The 14,173-nt window shown below is 74.2% G+C and carries 13 protein-coding genes; 8 read left to right on the forward strand and 5 right to left on the reverse strand.

Translation table 11 applies throughout. The features are described 5' to 3' along the window. Nucleotides 1-23: 23 nt before the first annotated feature. A complete protein-coding gene (locus J1G43_RS09110) occupies nucleotides 24-629 on the reverse strand; it encodes a hypothetical protein (RefSeq protein ID WP_207378351.1) in 606 nt (201 codons plus the stop codon). A 118-nt stretch (nucleotides 630-747) separates the two neighbouring features. Here J1G43_RS09110 and J1G43_RS09115 point away from each other — a divergent pair, with 118 nt between their 5' ends. The 3 genes from J1G43_RS09115 to J1G43_RS09125 all read left to right on the forward strand — a co-directional run bounded on the left by J1G43_RS09115 (nucleotide 748) and on the right by J1G43_RS09125 (nucleotide 4,301). Continuing rightward, nucleotides 748-1,545 (forward strand): 1-acyl-sn-glycerol-3-phosphate acyltransferase, encoded by a 798-nt coding sequence (locus J1G43_RS09115; protein ID WP_242635526.1) that lies wholly within the window; start codon nucleotides 748-750, stop codon nucleotides 1,543-1,545. A gap of 186 nt (nucleotides 1,546-1,731) precedes the next feature. Beyond that, nucleotides 1,732-2,952 carry a pyrophosphate--fructose-6-phosphate 1-phosphotransferase gene (locus tag J1G43_RS09120; protein WP_207341160.1) on the forward strand — a complete coding sequence of 407 codons (1,221 nt, stop codon included), beginning with the start codon at nucleotides 1,732-1,734 and terminating at the stop codon, nucleotides 2,950-2,952. Then, entirely contained in the window at nucleotides 2,949-4,301 is a 1,353-nt protein-coding gene (locus J1G43_RS09125) for a class II 3-deoxy-7-phosphoheptulonate synthase (protein WP_207341161.1), read from the forward strand. Before J1G43_RS09120 ends, J1G43_RS09125 begins: the two co-directional genes overlap by 4 nt. Nucleotides 4,302-4,416: 115 nt before the next feature. Here the strand turns inward: J1G43_RS09125 and pknB are convergent, their stop codons facing one another. Together pknB and J1G43_RS09135 are read right to left on the reverse strand one after the other, a co-directional pair. Next, nucleotides 4,417-6,399: a Stk1 family PASTA domain-containing Ser/Thr kinase gene (gene pknB, locus J1G43_RS09130; protein ID WP_207378352.1), complete on the reverse strand. Its 1,983-nt coding sequence runs from the start codon at nucleotides 6,397-6,399 to the stop codon at nucleotides 4,417-4,419. Nucleotides 6,400-6,448: 49 nt separating this feature from the next. Continuing rightward, nucleotides 6,449-7,795, reverse strand: coding sequence for a lytic transglycosylase domain-containing protein (locus tag J1G43_RS09135; protein ID WP_207378353.1), 1,347 nt, complete (start codon nucleotides 7,793-7,795; stop codon nucleotides 6,449-6,451). A 188-nt stretch (nucleotides 7,796-7,983) separates the two neighbouring features. On the opposite strand from J1G43_RS09135, the gene J1G43_RS09140 reads away from it, so the two are divergent. Continuing rightward, nucleotides 7,984-8,394, forward strand: coding sequence for an Rv2175c family DNA-binding protein (locus tag J1G43_RS09140; protein ID WP_207341164.1), 411 nt, complete (start codon nucleotides 7,984-7,986; stop codon nucleotides 8,392-8,394). 40 nt (nucleotides 8,395-8,434) lie between these two features. Here J1G43_RS09140 and J1G43_RS09145 read toward each other — a convergent pair whose 3' ends face one another. Continuing rightward, on the reverse strand, nucleotides 8,435-9,553 hold the full coding sequence (locus J1G43_RS09145; RefSeq protein WP_207341165.1) for a polyprenyl synthetase family protein: 1,119 nt from the start codon (nucleotides 9,551-9,553) through the stop codon (nucleotides 8,435-8,437). 9 nt (nucleotides 9,554-9,562) lie between these two features. After that, nucleotides 9,563-10,078 (reverse strand): hypothetical protein, encoded by a 516-nt coding sequence (locus J1G43_RS09150; protein ID WP_207341166.1) that lies wholly within the window; start codon nucleotides 10,076-10,078, stop codon nucleotides 9,563-9,565. 164 nt (nucleotides 10,079-10,242) lie between these two features. Between J1G43_RS09150 and J1G43_RS09155 the strand changes: the two genes are divergently transcribed. The 4 genes from J1G43_RS09155 (at nucleotide 10,243) to J1G43_RS09170 (ending at nucleotide 14,156) form a co-directional block, all read left to right on the forward strand. After that, nucleotides 10,243-11,370, forward strand: a complete 1,128-nt coding sequence (locus tag J1G43_RS09155; RefSeq protein ID WP_207378354.1) for a DUF4192 domain-containing protein — start codon at nucleotides 10,243-10,245, stop codon at nucleotides 11,368-11,370. 102 nt (nucleotides 11,371-11,472) lie between these two features. Beyond that, nucleotides 11,473-11,865, forward strand: a complete 393-nt coding sequence (locus J1G43_RS09160) for a universal stress protein (protein WP_207341168.1) — start codon at nucleotides 11,473-11,475, stop codon at nucleotides 11,863-11,865. 281 nt (nucleotides 11,866-12,146) lie between these two features. Next, nucleotides 12,147-13,679, forward strand: a complete 1,533-nt coding sequence (locus tag J1G43_RS09165) for an RNA polymerase sigma factor (protein WP_207370507.1) — start codon at nucleotides 12,147-12,149, stop codon at nucleotides 13,677-13,679. Nucleotides 13,680-13,793: 114 nt separating this feature from the next. Next, nucleotides 13,794-14,156, forward strand: coding sequence for a metalloregulator ArsR/SmtB family transcription factor (locus J1G43_RS09170; RefSeq protein ID WP_307859536.1), 363 nt, complete (start codon nucleotides 13,794-13,796; stop codon nucleotides 14,154-14,156). The last annotated feature ends 17 nt before the right edge of the window (nucleotides 14,157-14,173 follow it).

The following is a 14,173-nucleotide window of genomic DNA, read 5'->3' on the forward strand; positions in this document are numbered from 1 at the left end:
GGTGGCCTCGCCGTCGGGACGGGTCAGACGACCGCGCCGTCGCCGTCCGTCGGCTCGCGGCGCTGTGGCATGCGCCACACCAGGATGGCCACGGCGAGGACGAACAGTGCGGCCGCCGCGCGCACGAGCAGGGCGGGCGCGTCCTGCCACGCGACGACCACCACGAGCAGGAACAGGGGCGACCCGATCGCGGCGCCCCAGGCCAGCGTGAGCAGCGGGTTCCCGCCCAGCACCGGGCCGGGGTCCTGCGGGACGAAGTGCTCGATGTCGTCCACGGCGTCCTCGGCCGCGTCGTACTGCGTGGTGCCGTCCCAGTCGCGGGCACCCAGGGGAGCGGGGCCGGGAGCGGTGTCGGCAGGGCCGGGCGCCTCCGGCGGGCCGACCGCGGCGGAGGGCTCCTCGGGTGCCGCGCGCAGCACACGGCCGCGGGTCGGCGGCTCGGGCGCTGCGTCCACGTCGGACAGCCGCGCGACCAGCGAGGCCCACACCTCGTCGTCGGTCGCGACCCCGTCGGCCGGGTCGTCCGCCCGCGGCCGGTCGTCGTGCGGCGGCCCCGCGGGGACGTCGCGGGGGTGCTCCGCGCCGGCGGAGTCGTCGGCGCCGGGGTCGTCCTCGGGACGTGCGTCCATGGGAGCACTCTAGAGTCGGACCCGACGAACCGGCCCGTCGCGGTCGGTGGCGGGTCCGCGGGCCGGCCGGCGGCCCGCGGGACGGGTCGGCGCGACGGATGTCGAGCGAGGAGACACGTTGTTCTACTGGTTGATGAAGCGGGTGTTCGTCGGGCCCCTGCTGCGCCTGGTCTACCGGCCGTGGGTGCGTGGTGCGCAGAACGTCCCCGCCGAGGGCGGTGCGATCCTCGCGAGCAACCACCTGGCCGTCATCGACTCCTTCTTCCTGCCGCTCGTGCTCGACCGCGCGATCGTGTTCATCGGCAAGCAGGAGTACTTCACCGGTGTCGGCCTCAAAGGGCGTGTGACCGCCGGCTTCATGCGCGGCGTGGGCACCATCCCCGTCGACCGCGGTGGCGGCAAGGCCGGTGAGGCGGCGCTGCGGACCGGCCTGCGGCGGTTGTCCGAGGGCGGCCTGTTCGGCATCTACCCGGAGGGCACCCGCAGCCCCGACGGGCGTCTCTACCGTGGCAAGACCGGCGTCGCCCGGCTGGCGCTGGAGTCGGGCGCTCCCGTGATCCCCGTGGCCATGGTCGGCACCGACGTCGCGCAGCCGCTGGGCCGGCGCATCCCGAAGGTCATGCGGATCGGGATCGTCATCGGCGAGCCGCTGGACTTCTCCCGGTACCGGGGCATGGAGAACGACCGGTTCATCCTGCGGTCCGTGACGGACGAGATCATGTACGCGATCATGAGCCTGTCGGGCCAGGAGTACGTCGACGTGTACGCCGCGACGCAGAAGGCCCGGATCGCCACGGGTCACCCCGAGGCGGGCGACGGTGCGGGCCGGATGCCCGCCGCGCCCGGCGGTCGACCGGTGCCCGATGTCCAGGTTCCGGTCCCGCCGCAGGACGAGGCCCCGCCGTCAGTAGGATGAGGTGGACCCGGCCGTGCGTCGGGCCCGTGCGCGTGCCCTGCGGCGCGCGCCCGCCGTCCTCTGCATGACGCCCGGCCCCGGACCTCGGTCCCGGTGGCGGGGTGCACGCAGGCCCCACGCTGGGCGCCGGCCGGGTGCGTCGTCGCAGCCCACGCCGTCATTGCTTGCCAACGAGAGGTGTGTCCCATGTCGGTCCGTCGCGTCGCCCTTCTGACCGCCGGCGGTTTCGCTCCCTGCCTGTCGTCCGCCGTCGGCGGGCTCATCGAGCGCTACACGGAGATCGCTCCCGAGGTCGAGATCATCGCGTACCAGCACGGCTACCACGGCCTGCTGCTCGGTGAGAGCGTCACCGTCACCCCCGAGGTGCGGGCGAAGGCCGGCATCCTCCACCGCTTCGGCGGGTCGCCGATCGGCAACTCGCGCGTCAAGCTCACCAACGCCAAGGACTGCGTCAAGCGCGGCCTGGTGAAGGAGGGCGAGGACCCGCTGCAGGTCGCTGCCGAGCAGCTCAAGGCCGACGGCGTGGACGTGCTCCACACCATCGGCGGTGACGACACGAACACCACCGCGGCCGACCTCGCCGCGTACCTGCACGAGAACGGGTACGAGCTGACCGTCGTGGGCCTGCCCAAGACGATCGACAACGACGTCGTGCCGATCCGGCAGTCGCTCGGGGCGTGGACCGCGGCCGAGGAGGCCGCCGGGTTCGCGCGCAACATCATCGGCGAGCACCGCTCGGGGCCGCGCATGCTCATCGTGCACGAGGTCATGGGCCGGCACTGCGGCTGGCTGACCGCCGCCGCCGCCGCGGAGTACCGCAAGTGGCTCGACACGCAGGAGTGGGTCCCGGAGATCGGCCTGTCGCGCGAGCGGTGGGACATCCACGCCGTCTTCCTGCCGGAGCTGGCCCTCGACATCGACGCCGAGGCCGAGCGCCTCAAGGGCGTCATGGACGAGCTGGGCAACGTCAACATCTTCCTGTCCGAGGGTGCGGGCATGCACGAGATCGTCGAGCAGCTCGAGGCCGCCGGTCAGCCCGTCGAGCGCGACCCGTTCGGTCACGTGAAGCTGGACACCATCAACCCCGGCCAGTGGTTCGCCAAGCAGTTCGCGGAGAAGCTGGGCGCCGAGAAGGTCATGGTCCAGAAGTCCGGCTACTACTCGCGCGCCGCGGCGGCGAACGCCGAGGACCTGCGTCTCATCAAGTCCATGACCGACCTGGCCGTCGAGTGCGCGCTGCGCGGCGAGTCGGGCGTCATCGGCCACGACGAGGAGGACGGCGACCGCCTGCGCGCGATCGAGTTCCCCCGCATCGCCGGCGGCAAGGCGTTCGACGTGTCCCAGGCCTGGTTCGGGGCGCTGCTGTCCGACATCGGTCAGCGGCTCGTTCCCGCGAGCCACTCGTGAGCGTCGAGCCGGACGCGGGCGTCGTCGCCGGGCTCGACGCCTGGGAGACGCTGCCGGTCGGTCAGCAGCCCCAGTGGCCGGACGCGTCGCAGGTGCGGCGCGTCCGCGACCGGCTCGCGAGCCTGCCCCCGCTCGTGTTCGCGGGCGAGGCCGACGCGCTGCGGGCGCAGCTCGCCGCCGCGTCGCGCGGCGAGGCGTTCGTCCTGCAGGGCGGGGACTGCGCCGAGACGTTCGCGGAGGCCACGGCCGACAACATCCGCAACAAGATCAAGACGATCCTGCAGATGGCGGTCGTGCTCACGTACGGCGCCAGCATGCCCGTCGTGAAGATGGGGCGGATGGCGGGGCAGTACGCCAAGCCGCGCTCGTCGGACGTCGAGACGCGCGACGGTGTCACGCTCCCCGCGTTCCGCGGCGACGTGATCAACGGCTTCGAGTTCACCGCGGAGGCGCGCACCCCGGACCCGGAGCGGCTGCTCGAGGCGTACCACACGTCCGCCTCGACGCTGAACCTCATCCGGGCGTTCACGACGGGCGGGTTCGCGTCGCTGCTGCGGGTGCACGAGTGGAACCGCGGGTTCACGTCGAACCCGGCGTACTCGCGCTACGAGGAGATCGCCGCGGAGATCGACCGGGCGATCCGCTTCATGGCGGCGTGCGGTGCGGACTTCGACGCGCTGCGCACGGTCGACTTCTACTCGGCGCACGAGGGGCTGCTGCTCGACTACGAGCGGCCGCTGACGCGCATCGACTCGCGCACGGGCCTGCCCTACGACTGCTCGGCGCACTTCCTGTGGATCGGGGAGCGCACCCGCCAGCTCGACGCGGCGCACGTGGACTTCTTCTCCCGCGTGCAGAACCCGCTCGGCGTGAAGCTCGGCCCCACCACGACGGGTGACGACGCCATCGCGCTGATCGACCGGCTCAACCCCACGGGGGAGCCCGGCCGCCTGACGTTCGTCACGCGGATGGGCGCCGGGAAGGTGCGCGACCTGCTGCCCGCGCTGGTCGAGAAGGTCACCGCCGACGGCCGGCCCGTCACCTGGGTGTGCGACCCGATGCACGGCAACGGCATCACGTCGGCCAACGGGTACAAGACGCGGCGGTTCAGCGACGTCATGGACGAGGTGGCTGGGTTCTTCGAGGTGCACCGCGCGCTCGGCACCGTCCCGGGTGGCCTGCACGTCGAGCTCACCGGTGACGACGTCACCGAGGTCCTGGGCGGCACCGAGGAGATCGACGACGAAGGGCTCGCCCTGCGGTACGAGACGCTCGTGGACCCGCGGCTGAACCACCAGCAGTCGCTGGAGATGGCGTTCCAGGTCGTGGAGCTGCTGCGCCGCGCCTGAGGGTGCGTGCCGAGAGCCCCGGAGCGGTGACGCTCCGGGGCTCTCGTGCGTCCGGGATGTCGCGGCGGCTCGTGCGGCGCCGGGTGGCCGGCCGCGTGCGGCACGGGGCCGGCGGTCACACGACCTGCAGCACGACCTCCGTGCCCCTCGGCACCGCCTCCCCGGCGCGGACGCTCTGGGAGCGCACGGTGCCGAAGATCCCGCCGAGCACGTTGTCCCGCCGGGCCGTGAGGCCGAGTGCCTCGAGCTCCGCCTTGGCCCGGTCGAACTGCTTGCCGGTGAGATCCGGCATCGGCACCGTCTCCGGGCCCTTGGAGACGGTCACGGTGACCACGTCGCCGCGGTGGGCCGTCTCGCGCGCCGCCGGGCTCTGGTCGATGATCCGGCCGGCCGGGACGGTGTCGTGGAACGCCTCCGTGGCCTCCACGGTGAGGGCGTCGGCGGCGAGCTGCTCCTGCGCGTCCTCGACGGTGATGCCGACCACGGAGGTGACCGTCACCGGTGCGGGTCCGTCCGACAGCACCAGCGTGACGGTGCTCCCGCGCTTGATCTGGTCACCTGCCGCAGCCTCGGCGCCGTCCGGCAGCGTCGCCGTGAGGACCTGGCCCACGGGGGCCTCGTCGTCGTGGGCGGGGGAGCCGTACCCGACCGTGAGGCCGGCGTCGGTCAGGGCCTTCTCGGCATCCGCCTGCATCGCGCCGACGACGCCCTCGGGGACCGGCACGAGGTCCGGACCCTTCGAGACCGTGTAGGTCACCGTCCCGTCCTTGCGGACCGGCTCACCGACGGGCGGGTCCGTCGAGACGACCAGGCCGGGCGGCACGTCGTCGTCGAACGCCTCGGCCCGGTCGTGCGTGAGGCCTGCCGCCTCCAGGGCGGCGACGGCGTCGGCCTCGGTCTCCGCCACGACGGCTGGCACCGAGGTGTACGCGCCGGGTCCGACCTGGAGGTACCACCACGTGCCGAGCCCGAGCAGCGCGGCGAGGCCGAGGACGGTGGCCACGAGGGGCCACCGGCGTCGGGTCGGGGGCGGCGGGGGAGCCGCGTCGACGACCCCCAGGCCGATGGGCAGCGCGACGGTGCCGCCGTGCGCGTGGGCCCCCACGGGTACCCGGGCGGTCAGCGCGTCGTCGTCGGGGTCGCCGGCGTCGGTGTCCTGCGAGAGGTCGGACTCCTCCGGGTCGGTCTCTGCCGGCAGCACGACCGTGGGCGGGACGTCGGCCCGCCGGTCGAGCGTGACGCCGTCGAGCACGGAACGCGTGCGTCGCACGAGCTGCAGCGCTGCGCCGGCGTCGACCGGGCGGTCGTCCGGCGTGTGGGCCGCGAGGGCGCCGACGAGCTCGTCGATCTCCGAGGGGAGCCAGTCGACGAGGGTCGACGGCGCGGGGAGCTCCGAGCTGACGTGCTGGAACGCGACCTGGATCGGTGTCTCGCCGGTGAAGGGCTGGCGGCCCGTGAGCATCTCGAAGAGCATGACGCCGACCGCGTAGACGTCGGTGCGTGCGTCGCTGGTGCCCTGGCGGACGAGCTCGGGCGCGAGATAGGCGACCGTGCCGAGCACCGTGCCGGTCGTCGTGGCGGTCACCTCGGTGACCGCACGCGCGAGACCGAAGTCGGCGACGCGCACGCGGTCGTCGGACGCGATCAGCACGTTCTCGGGCTTGACGTCGCGGTGCACCAGACCTGTGCGGTGCGCCGCCGAGAGGGCGTCGAGCACGGCCTCGGTGATGCGCAGCGCCTCACCGACCCGCAGCGCGCCCTGCTCGGCGAGGCGGCGACGCACGTTCGAGCCGTCGACGTACTCCATGGTCAGGTAGCTGGTCTCGCCGTCGAGCCCCTGGTCGAGCACCCCGACGATGCCGGGGTGCGTCAGGCGGGCTGCGCTGCGCGCCTCACGCCGGAAGCGCGCGATGAACGCGCCGCCCTGCGACCCCTCGGCGAGGTGCGGGTGCATGACCTTGAGGGCGACCTCGCGGTCGAGGCGCCGGTCGACCGCGAGGTACACCGTCGCCATCCCGCCGCGCGCGATGCGCGAGACGACCTCGTACCGCCCGTCGACCAGGCGGCCCACGAGCGGATCGGTGACAGTGGTTCCCACGCGCGGCAGTCTACGGGCGGGCTCAGGCAGATCGCGGGAGCCGCGCTCGTCAGCCGAAGCGCGTCATGAGCGTCTGCACGTTCGCCACGTAGCGGCGTGTGTCGGCGTACATGCCGTTGCGCTTCACGGAGCCGGCGCCCTGGTAGTAGGACGCGATCGCGCTCGGCAGGTCGTCGGACGTGCGGACCAGGGACCGCAGGATCGCGACCCCCGCCACGACGTTGTCGTCCGGGTCGAGGAGGTTCAGCTGACGGCCCACGAGCTGGGAGGCCCACTCGCCGGACGACGGGATCACCTGCATCGTCCCGATCGCGTTGGCGGGGGACACGGCCGTGTGGTCGAACCCGGACTCCTGGTGGGCCACGGCCTGGGCGAGCGCGGGGTCGACCCCCATCGCGCGGGCCGTGGCCGCGACCTTGGCCTGCATGTCGGCCCGTGACGGCGCACCCGACGCCAGCAGCGTCCGCTTGTTCTGGTTGGCGGCGTCGACGACACCGGACGAGTACGTGCGCCCGGCGAACGTGTTGCCGACCAGCTGCGTGGCGGGTGCGGCCTGCGGCGCTGCCGCGGCGCCCGGCACGGTCAGCTGCTGACCGGCGCGGATCGTGGCGCGTGCGTCGAGGCCGTTGGCCGCGACGACCGCCTGGACCGTGGTGCCGTGCCGCGCCGCGATGGCGGACACCGTGTCACCGCTGCGCACCGTGTACGCCGCGCCGGCCGCCGCGGGCTGCGCGGTGGCCGCCTGCGGTGATGCGGGGCGGGGTGCGTCGGCGCCGGGGATCGTGAGGGTCTGCCCGGCGCGGACGAAGGCGCGCGCGTCGAGGCCGTTGGCCGCGACGACGGCGGCGACGGTGGTGCCGTGGCGTGCCGCGACGGCGGACACGGTGTCCCCGCGCTGCACGGTGTAGGTGCCACCGCTCGCCGGTGCGGCTGCGGGTGCGGGTGCGGCGGCGGTGCCCCCTGCCGGTCCGGGGATCGTGAGGGTCTGCCCGGCGCGGACGAAGGCGCGCGCGTCCAGCCCGTTGGCGGCGACGACGGCGGCGACGGTCGTGCCGTGGCGTGCGGCGATGCCCGAGACCGTGTCGCCCGACCGCACGGTGTACGACGTGCCGGCGGCGGGTGCGGCCGCGGCCGGCGCCGCGTCGGGGACGCGCAGGACCTGCCCGGAGCGGACCCGTGACGGGTCGGCCAGGGCGTTGTCGGTGGCGATCCGGGCGACGGTCGTGCCGGTGCGCTTGGCGATGGACGTCAGCGTGTCGCCGTCGCGGACGGTGTAGTCGGCGGCGTGGCCGGCGGTCCCGGTCGCGGCGAGCGCGACGGTCGCGAGCGCGAGCGTGGCACCCGTCCCGGTCGCGGCGCGCGCCACGGTGCGCGGGCGCGGAGAGAGTGCGGACATGGCCCCCCCAGGCGGTGGTCAGTGGTGGTGCGTCGGTGATCGGCGTCCCCCGTCAGCACGGGCACCGAGTGACTCGTGGTGCTGGTGTGACAGGTGTGACGTCGTTCGACGCTAGACGAGAATGTCCAGGACGGGAAGCCCAGAGAGCCGATGACGGCCCTCCGACGTCGGAGCCGTAGGCTGACAGGGTGACTTCGCCCTCGGATCTGGACCAGCTGGTCGGCACGTGGCTGACCGTCCCCGACGTCGCGCAGATGCTCGGGGTCGACCCCGGCAAGGTGCGTCGCCTCCTGCAGGAGCGCAAGCTCGTCGGGGTGCGGCGCGGCACCCCGCCGGTGCTGAGCGTGCCGGCGGACTTCCTCGTCCCCGGTCACCTCGCCAACCCGGCCGCGCCCGACGTGCCGTCGGAGGACCGCCCGTGGACCGTGCTGGCGGCCCTGCAGGGGACGCTGACCGTGCTCGGGGACGACGGGTTCTCGGACGAGGAGACGCTCGCGTGGCTCTTCGGCGTCGAGGAGTCGCTGGGTGTCCCCCCGATCGAGGCCCTGCGGGCCGGTCGCAAGACCGAGGTGCGGCGGGTCGCCCAGGCGATGCTCTGACGGACGCCCCTGCCGGGTGAGCGCCCGGGAGACGTTCCGCTCAGGCCGTGCGGTCGACCGCCGCCCGCGCGAGCGCGACGAGCGCGCTGCGTGCCGGCTCGGGCCAGCCCTGCGCCTCGATCTGGGCGAACGCCTGCTCGCGCAGCTCCTCGATGAGCTCCTCGACCTCGGCGACCGCACCGGTGCGCACCAGCAGAGCCGTGAGCTCGGCGACGCCGTCCGCGTCGAGGTCCGCGTCGCCGACGCGACCGGTGAGGGTGGCGACGGCGTCGGTGTCGCCCGTCTCCGTGGCCCGTGCCAGCGCACGTGCCACGAGTACGGTGCGCTTGCCCTCGCGCAGGTCGTCGCCCGTGGGCTTGCCCGTCGTGGAGGGGTCGCCCAGCACGCCCAGCAGGTCGTCCCGCAGCTGGAACGCCTCGCCGAGGGGCAGTCCCACCGCGCGGCAGCCTGCCAGGGCGTCCTCGTCGGCGCCGGCGAGCGCCGCCCCGAGGACGATCGGGTGCTCCACGCTGTACCGCGCCGCCTTGGTCCGCACCACCTCGCGCGCCCGGCGCTCGTCCTCCGCCGGGTCGTCCCAGGGCATGGTCTGCGCGACCAGGTCGAGGTACTGGCCGATCGTCACCTCGGTCCGCATGAGCTCGTACACCGATCGTGCGCCACGCGCGACGGGCTCCGGCAGGCCGGCCAGTGCGCGCGACATCTCCTCGTCGCTGGCGATGAGGGCGAGGTCGCCCAGCAGGATCGCCACGCCGTCCCCGAAGCGCCGGGACCCACCGCGCCGACCCGCGGCGACGTGCTCGTCCGCGAACACGCGGTGCGCGGTGGGCAGGCCGCGGCGGGTGGAGGAGTCGTCCATCACGTCGTCGTGGAACAGGGCGGCCGCCTGGAAGAGCTCGAGCGCGGCGCCGGCCCGCAGGACCGCCACCTCGCGGTCGTCCCCGGGCACGCCGCCGTGGGCGCGCCAGGACCAGTAGCAGAACGCCGCGCGCAGCCGCTTGCCGCCGGCGAGCATCCGCTCCACCGCGTCCGCCAGCGGGGAGGCGTCCGGGCTGATCGCCAGGGCCGTGCCACGCAGCGCCGCCACGTGCCGCGCGAGGGCCGCGTCGATGCCGGCACGGAGGTTCTCGCGGTCGACCAGAGCAGCGTTCGCGGTGGGCACGGACCCACCCTAGGGGGCGGGTGCGCCGACCGTCCCCCCCAGCGTCATCGTGCGGAGCCCGTCACGGTCGAGGATGCCCACGACGACCAGCTCCGCGCCGTCCGAGCGGGCGAACGTCGTCTGGGCGGCCAGGCCCGGTTCGGGCACGGCCGGTGGGGCCTCGGCGAACCCGGCCCCCACCAGGGGCGCGCGCACGGCGTCGAGCAGGGCGGCGGTGTCCTGCCCCGTCCGCACGTTGAGGCTGATGCGCAGCACCCCGTCGGTGACGGGCTCGGCCGACGAGACGAGGATCTCCGCGTCAGGGGGCACCGGGACCAGGTCCGTGGGGAACCCCGGAGCGAGCGTGCCGACCGCCGAGTCCTCGGTGATGTCGTCCGTGAGCAGCGGCTCGCCGGGCGTGGGCGTGGCGCTCGCGGCACTCGGTGACGACGTGGGGGTCGGCCCCGGTGTCGTCGTGCAGCCGGCGCTCAGCACCGTGCCGAGCGCGAGGGCTGCGACCAGGGCGGGTGTCGTCGGGCGGGGCACGGCGCCAGGGTAGCCGCGCGGACCGGGAGCGTGAGCCGGGCACGGGGGAGCGCAGGTCGGCTCGCAGCGAGCCCGAGCCGACCACAGGAAGCCGCCGACGCGCCGTGCCCACAGATCCGCCGTCCCGGGCGCCCGTCGTCGGCCCCGCCCGCTTCGGTGAACCCATGGAACCCCTCGTCCTCCGGATCCACGAACCCCGCGAGCTGCTCGCCCTCGTCCCGCATCTCCTCGGCTTCCAGCCCCGGGACAGCGCCGTCGCCGTCAGCCTGCGTGGAGCACGCGGCCGCGTCGGGCTGGTGGCGCGTGTCGACCTGCCCGACCTCGCGGACGTGCTCCACGGTCCGCAGGTCGCACGGGCGCTGGCGACCCATCTCGACCGGGACGGTGCGCGTCGGGCCGTGCTCGTCCTCTACACCGCGGGCGGTGCCGGCGGTGCCGGCGGTGCGGGCGACGGGGTCGACGCGGCGGTGGCGCACGTGGCCGAGGCGTTCGACGTGCCGTTCGGGGGCGTCGAGGTCGTCGTGGTGGACCGGACGACCTACCGCTGCCTGTCGTGCGACGACGGGTGCTGCCCACCGGGTGGGCGCCCGCTCAGCGACCTGGAGTCCACCCGCGCCGGTGCGGAGATGGTGCTCGCCGGGTCCGTCGTGGCGCACGACCGGCAGGCGCTGGGCCACGTCGCGACGGCGCCGGGCGACGTCCGGCGCGCCGTCGGCCGGGTGCGCCGCCGACGCACCGAGGCCCGGACGCGCGCGACGGCGGACGGGCCCGGTGCTCTGGCCCGGTGGCGGCTCGAGACGCTGGCGGCCTGGCGTGCGCTCGTCACGGACGACGCGCCCCAGCCGCGTCGGGCCTCCCGCGCGGCCCTGCTCGGGCGCGTGGAGGCGGGACTGCACGACCGCCGGGTGCGCGATGCCGTGCTCGTCGCGGCGCTGCCCGGCTCCGGCAGCCTGCCCGAGCGTGCCCTCGCGCGCGGCGGCGCGGACGAGGACGCCGAGCTGCGGACCGCCGTGGGGCGGCTCGTGGACCCGGCGGAGGGCCTGCCACCCGGCGACGAGGTGGCCGCGGTGCGCCGGGCTCTGCAGGACGTCGTGGCGCACGGTCGGCGTGGCGCGCAGGCGCCCGCGACCACGCTGCTGGCCACGCTCGCGTGGTGGGAGGGCGACGGCGCGCTGGCCGCGGTGCTGCTCGGCCGGGCGCTGCAGGACGATCCCGCGTACCGCCTCGCGCACCTCCTGCGCACCGCGCTCGACGCCGGACTCGCACCCGGGTGGGCGCGTGCCGGCGCATGAGTCGAGGCCGGGGGCACACCGTGCGCGCGCCGAGGTCGTCGGTGGTCCTGCGCTCGGGTAGCGTCGCGCCCGAGGCCGGACCGGCCAGGAGGAGGAGCGACGATGGGGATCGTGGTCGGCTACCTGGCGACCCCGGAGGGTCACGCGGCGCTGGACGCCGCCGTCACGGAGGCGCAGCGGCGCTCGTTGCCGGTGGTGGTCGTCCTCAGCGCGCGCCCCGACGAGACCCCGGAGCGTCGTGCCGAGACCGAGCAGGCCCTCGCGCAGGTGCGCGAGGAGCTCGACGCGATCGGGGTCGCGCACGACGTCCGCCTGCTGGACGGTGGGGACGTGGCGGACGACCTCATCAGCACGGCGGAGGAGGTCGGTGCGGAGCTCGTCGTCCTGGGCCTGCGCCGCCGCAGCCCCGTCGGCAAGCTGATCCTGGGGTCCAACGCGCAGCGCGTCCTGTTCGACGCGCCCTGCCCGGTGCTCACGGTCAAGCCCACCGCCTGAGGCTGCCGGCCGGTGCTCCCGGCCCGGTGCTCCCACGTCATGTTCCCGGCGCCACGGGATGCGGTGCCGTGCGGTCGAACGACGCGCCCGGCACGCCGGCGGGAATGCCTGGTGCGCGTCGGACGTTGCAGCAGGTCGACCCCGGAGTTCACCTCGGCCGCCGTCGGCGCGCGCTCGACAGCACGCGCGGCGTGCCCCCGTGGGTCGGTACAATATCCGTCTGTCTCCCGGTCCTTCGGACTCCCCTCGGTTCCGGTTGCCGCGCTGACGAAAGGTCGTTCGTGACGTCCCAGACCCCCCACCCCGCACTTCCGCGCGAGTTCCAGCACCCTGCGCTGCAGGAGCTGGTCCTGCGTGGGCGGACCCACGGCAGCGTCGACAGTGCGGCTGTGCGCGCCGCCTGCGAGGCGGCCGGCGTCGAGGGACCCAAGCGGCTGCGCGCCGTGGTGCGCGGACTCGGCACGGCCGGTATCGACGTCAGCGACCTCGGCACCGCCGGGCGCGCGGTCGCCGCGACGAGCGCCAAGTCCCGCCCCGCCGCCAAGGCGTCCGTCGGTGACGCCGTGAAGCCGGCGCGCGCCAAGGCGGCTGCCAAGCCCGCAGCCAAGGCCCCCGCCGCGAAGGCGACCGCCGCGAAGGCGGCGCCCGCCAAGGCGTCGAAGGTCGGCGACGACGTGGACGTCGACGTCGAGGACGTGGAGGACGTCGAGCTCGAGGACGTCGAGGTCGTCGACACGGTCGACGTCGACACCGAGGTCGAGGAGGTCGTCGCGGACGACGCCGAGGAGACCGAGGCGACCCCGGCTGTCGCGAAGAAGGCCGACGAGCCCGAGGACACGGGCTTCGTCTACTCCGACGCCGACGACGACGACGCCCCTGCCCAGCAGGTCGTGACCGCCGGTGCCACCGCCGACCCGGTCAAGGACTACCTCAAGCAGATCGGCAAGGTCGCGCTGCTGAACGCCGAGCAGGAGGTCGAGCTCGCCAAGCGCATCGAGGCCGGCCTGTTCGCCGAGGAGAAGCTCGCCGAGACGCGTGACTCGCTGGAGCCGAAGCTGCGCCGCGAGCTCGAGTGGATCGCGCAGGACGGCCGCCGCGCCAAGAACCACCTGCTCGAGGCCAACCTGCGCCTCGTGGTCTCCCTGGCCAAGCGGTACACCGGCCGCGGGATGCTCTTCCTGGACCTGATCCAGGAGGGCAACCTCGGGCTCATCCGCGCCGTCGAGAAGTTTGACTACACCAAGGGCTACAAGTTCTCGACGTACGCCACGTGGTGGATCCGCCAGGCGATCACGCGCGCCATGGCCGACCAGGCCCGCACCATCCGCATCCCGGTGCACATGGTCGAGGTCATCAACAAGCTCGCGCGTGTGCAGCGCCAGATGCTCCAGGACCTGGGCCGCGAGCCCACGCCGGAGGAGCTGGCCAAGGAGCTCGACATGACGCCCGAGAAGGTCGTCGAGGTCCAGAAGTACGGCCGCGAGCCCATCTCGCTGCACACGCCCCTCGGTGAGGACGGCGACAGCGAGTTCGGTGACCTCATCGAGGACTCCGAGGCTGTCGTCCCCGCGGACGCCGTGAGCTTCACGCTCCTGCAGGAGCAGCTGCACCAGGTCCTCGACACGCTCTCGGAGCGCGAGGCCGGCGTGGTCTCGATGCGGTTCGGCCTCACCGACGGTCAGCCCAAGACGCTCGACGAGATCGGCAAGGTCTACGGCGTCACGCGTGAGCGCATCCGCCAGATCGAGTCCAAGACGATGTCGAAGCTGCGCCACCCGTCGCGCTCGCAGGTGCTGCGCGACTACCTCGACTGAGACGCCTCAGGCACCGACGACGAGAGCCCGGCCCGCGAGGGCCGGGCTCTCGTCGTTCTGATCCCGTCATCCGTCAGCCTTGACCAACCGTTAGTCGTCGCTGACCATTGCCATGTGACCGGGGTCGAGCAGGGGCGGACCGACGAGGCGTTGCGCGCCCTGGCCGAGCCGCGCCGTCGGGCGATCGTGCGGGTCCTGGCGGCCGGGGAGCTGCCCGTCGGCAGGTTGGCCGAGCAGTTCGACGTCACGCGCAGCGCGGTCAGCCAACACCTGCGCGTGCTCGAGGACGCCGGGCTCGTGACGCACCGCAGGGACGGGACCCGGAACCTGTACCGCACGCGCCCGGACGGGCTCGTGCCGCTGCGCAGGTTCCTCGAGGAGACATGGGCGGCCTCGCTGGACGCGGCGCGACGGGTCGTCGAGCAGGGGGCCGGGACGTCCGACGAGGAGGAGCACCATGAGCGACCTACGGGGTGAGGACACGCGCGGCGCGA

Origin of the sequence: Cellulomonas sp. zg-ZUI22 (genome assembly GCF_017353535.1) — a bacterium.
Classification (GTDB): domain Bacteria; phylum Actinomycetota; class Actinomycetes; order Actinomycetales; family Cellulomonadaceae; genus Cellulomonas; species Cellulomonas wangleii.

Bases quoted from the DNA above. Each gene is read 5' to 3' on its own strand.
- J1G43_RS09110 (WP_207378351.1), bottom strand. From the start codon at position 629: ATGGACGCACGTCCCGAGGACGACCCCGGCGCCGACGACTCCGCCGGC.
- J1G43_RS09120 (WP_207341160.1), top strand. From the start codon at position 1,732: ATGTCGGTCCGTCGCGTCGCCCTTCTGACCGCCGGCGGTTTCGCTCCC.
- J1G43_RS09135 (WP_207378353.1), bottom strand. From the start codon at position 7,795: ATGTCCGCACTCTCTCCGCGCCCGCGCACCGTGGCGCGCGCCGCGACC.
- J1G43_RS09155 (WP_207378354.1), top strand. From the start codon at position 10,243: ATGGAACCCCTCGTCCTCCGGATCCACGAACCCCGCGAGCTGCTCGCC.
- J1G43_RS09160 (WP_207341168.1), top strand. From the start codon at position 11,473: ATGGGGATCGTGGTCGGCTACCTGGCGACCCCGGAGGGTCACGCGGCG.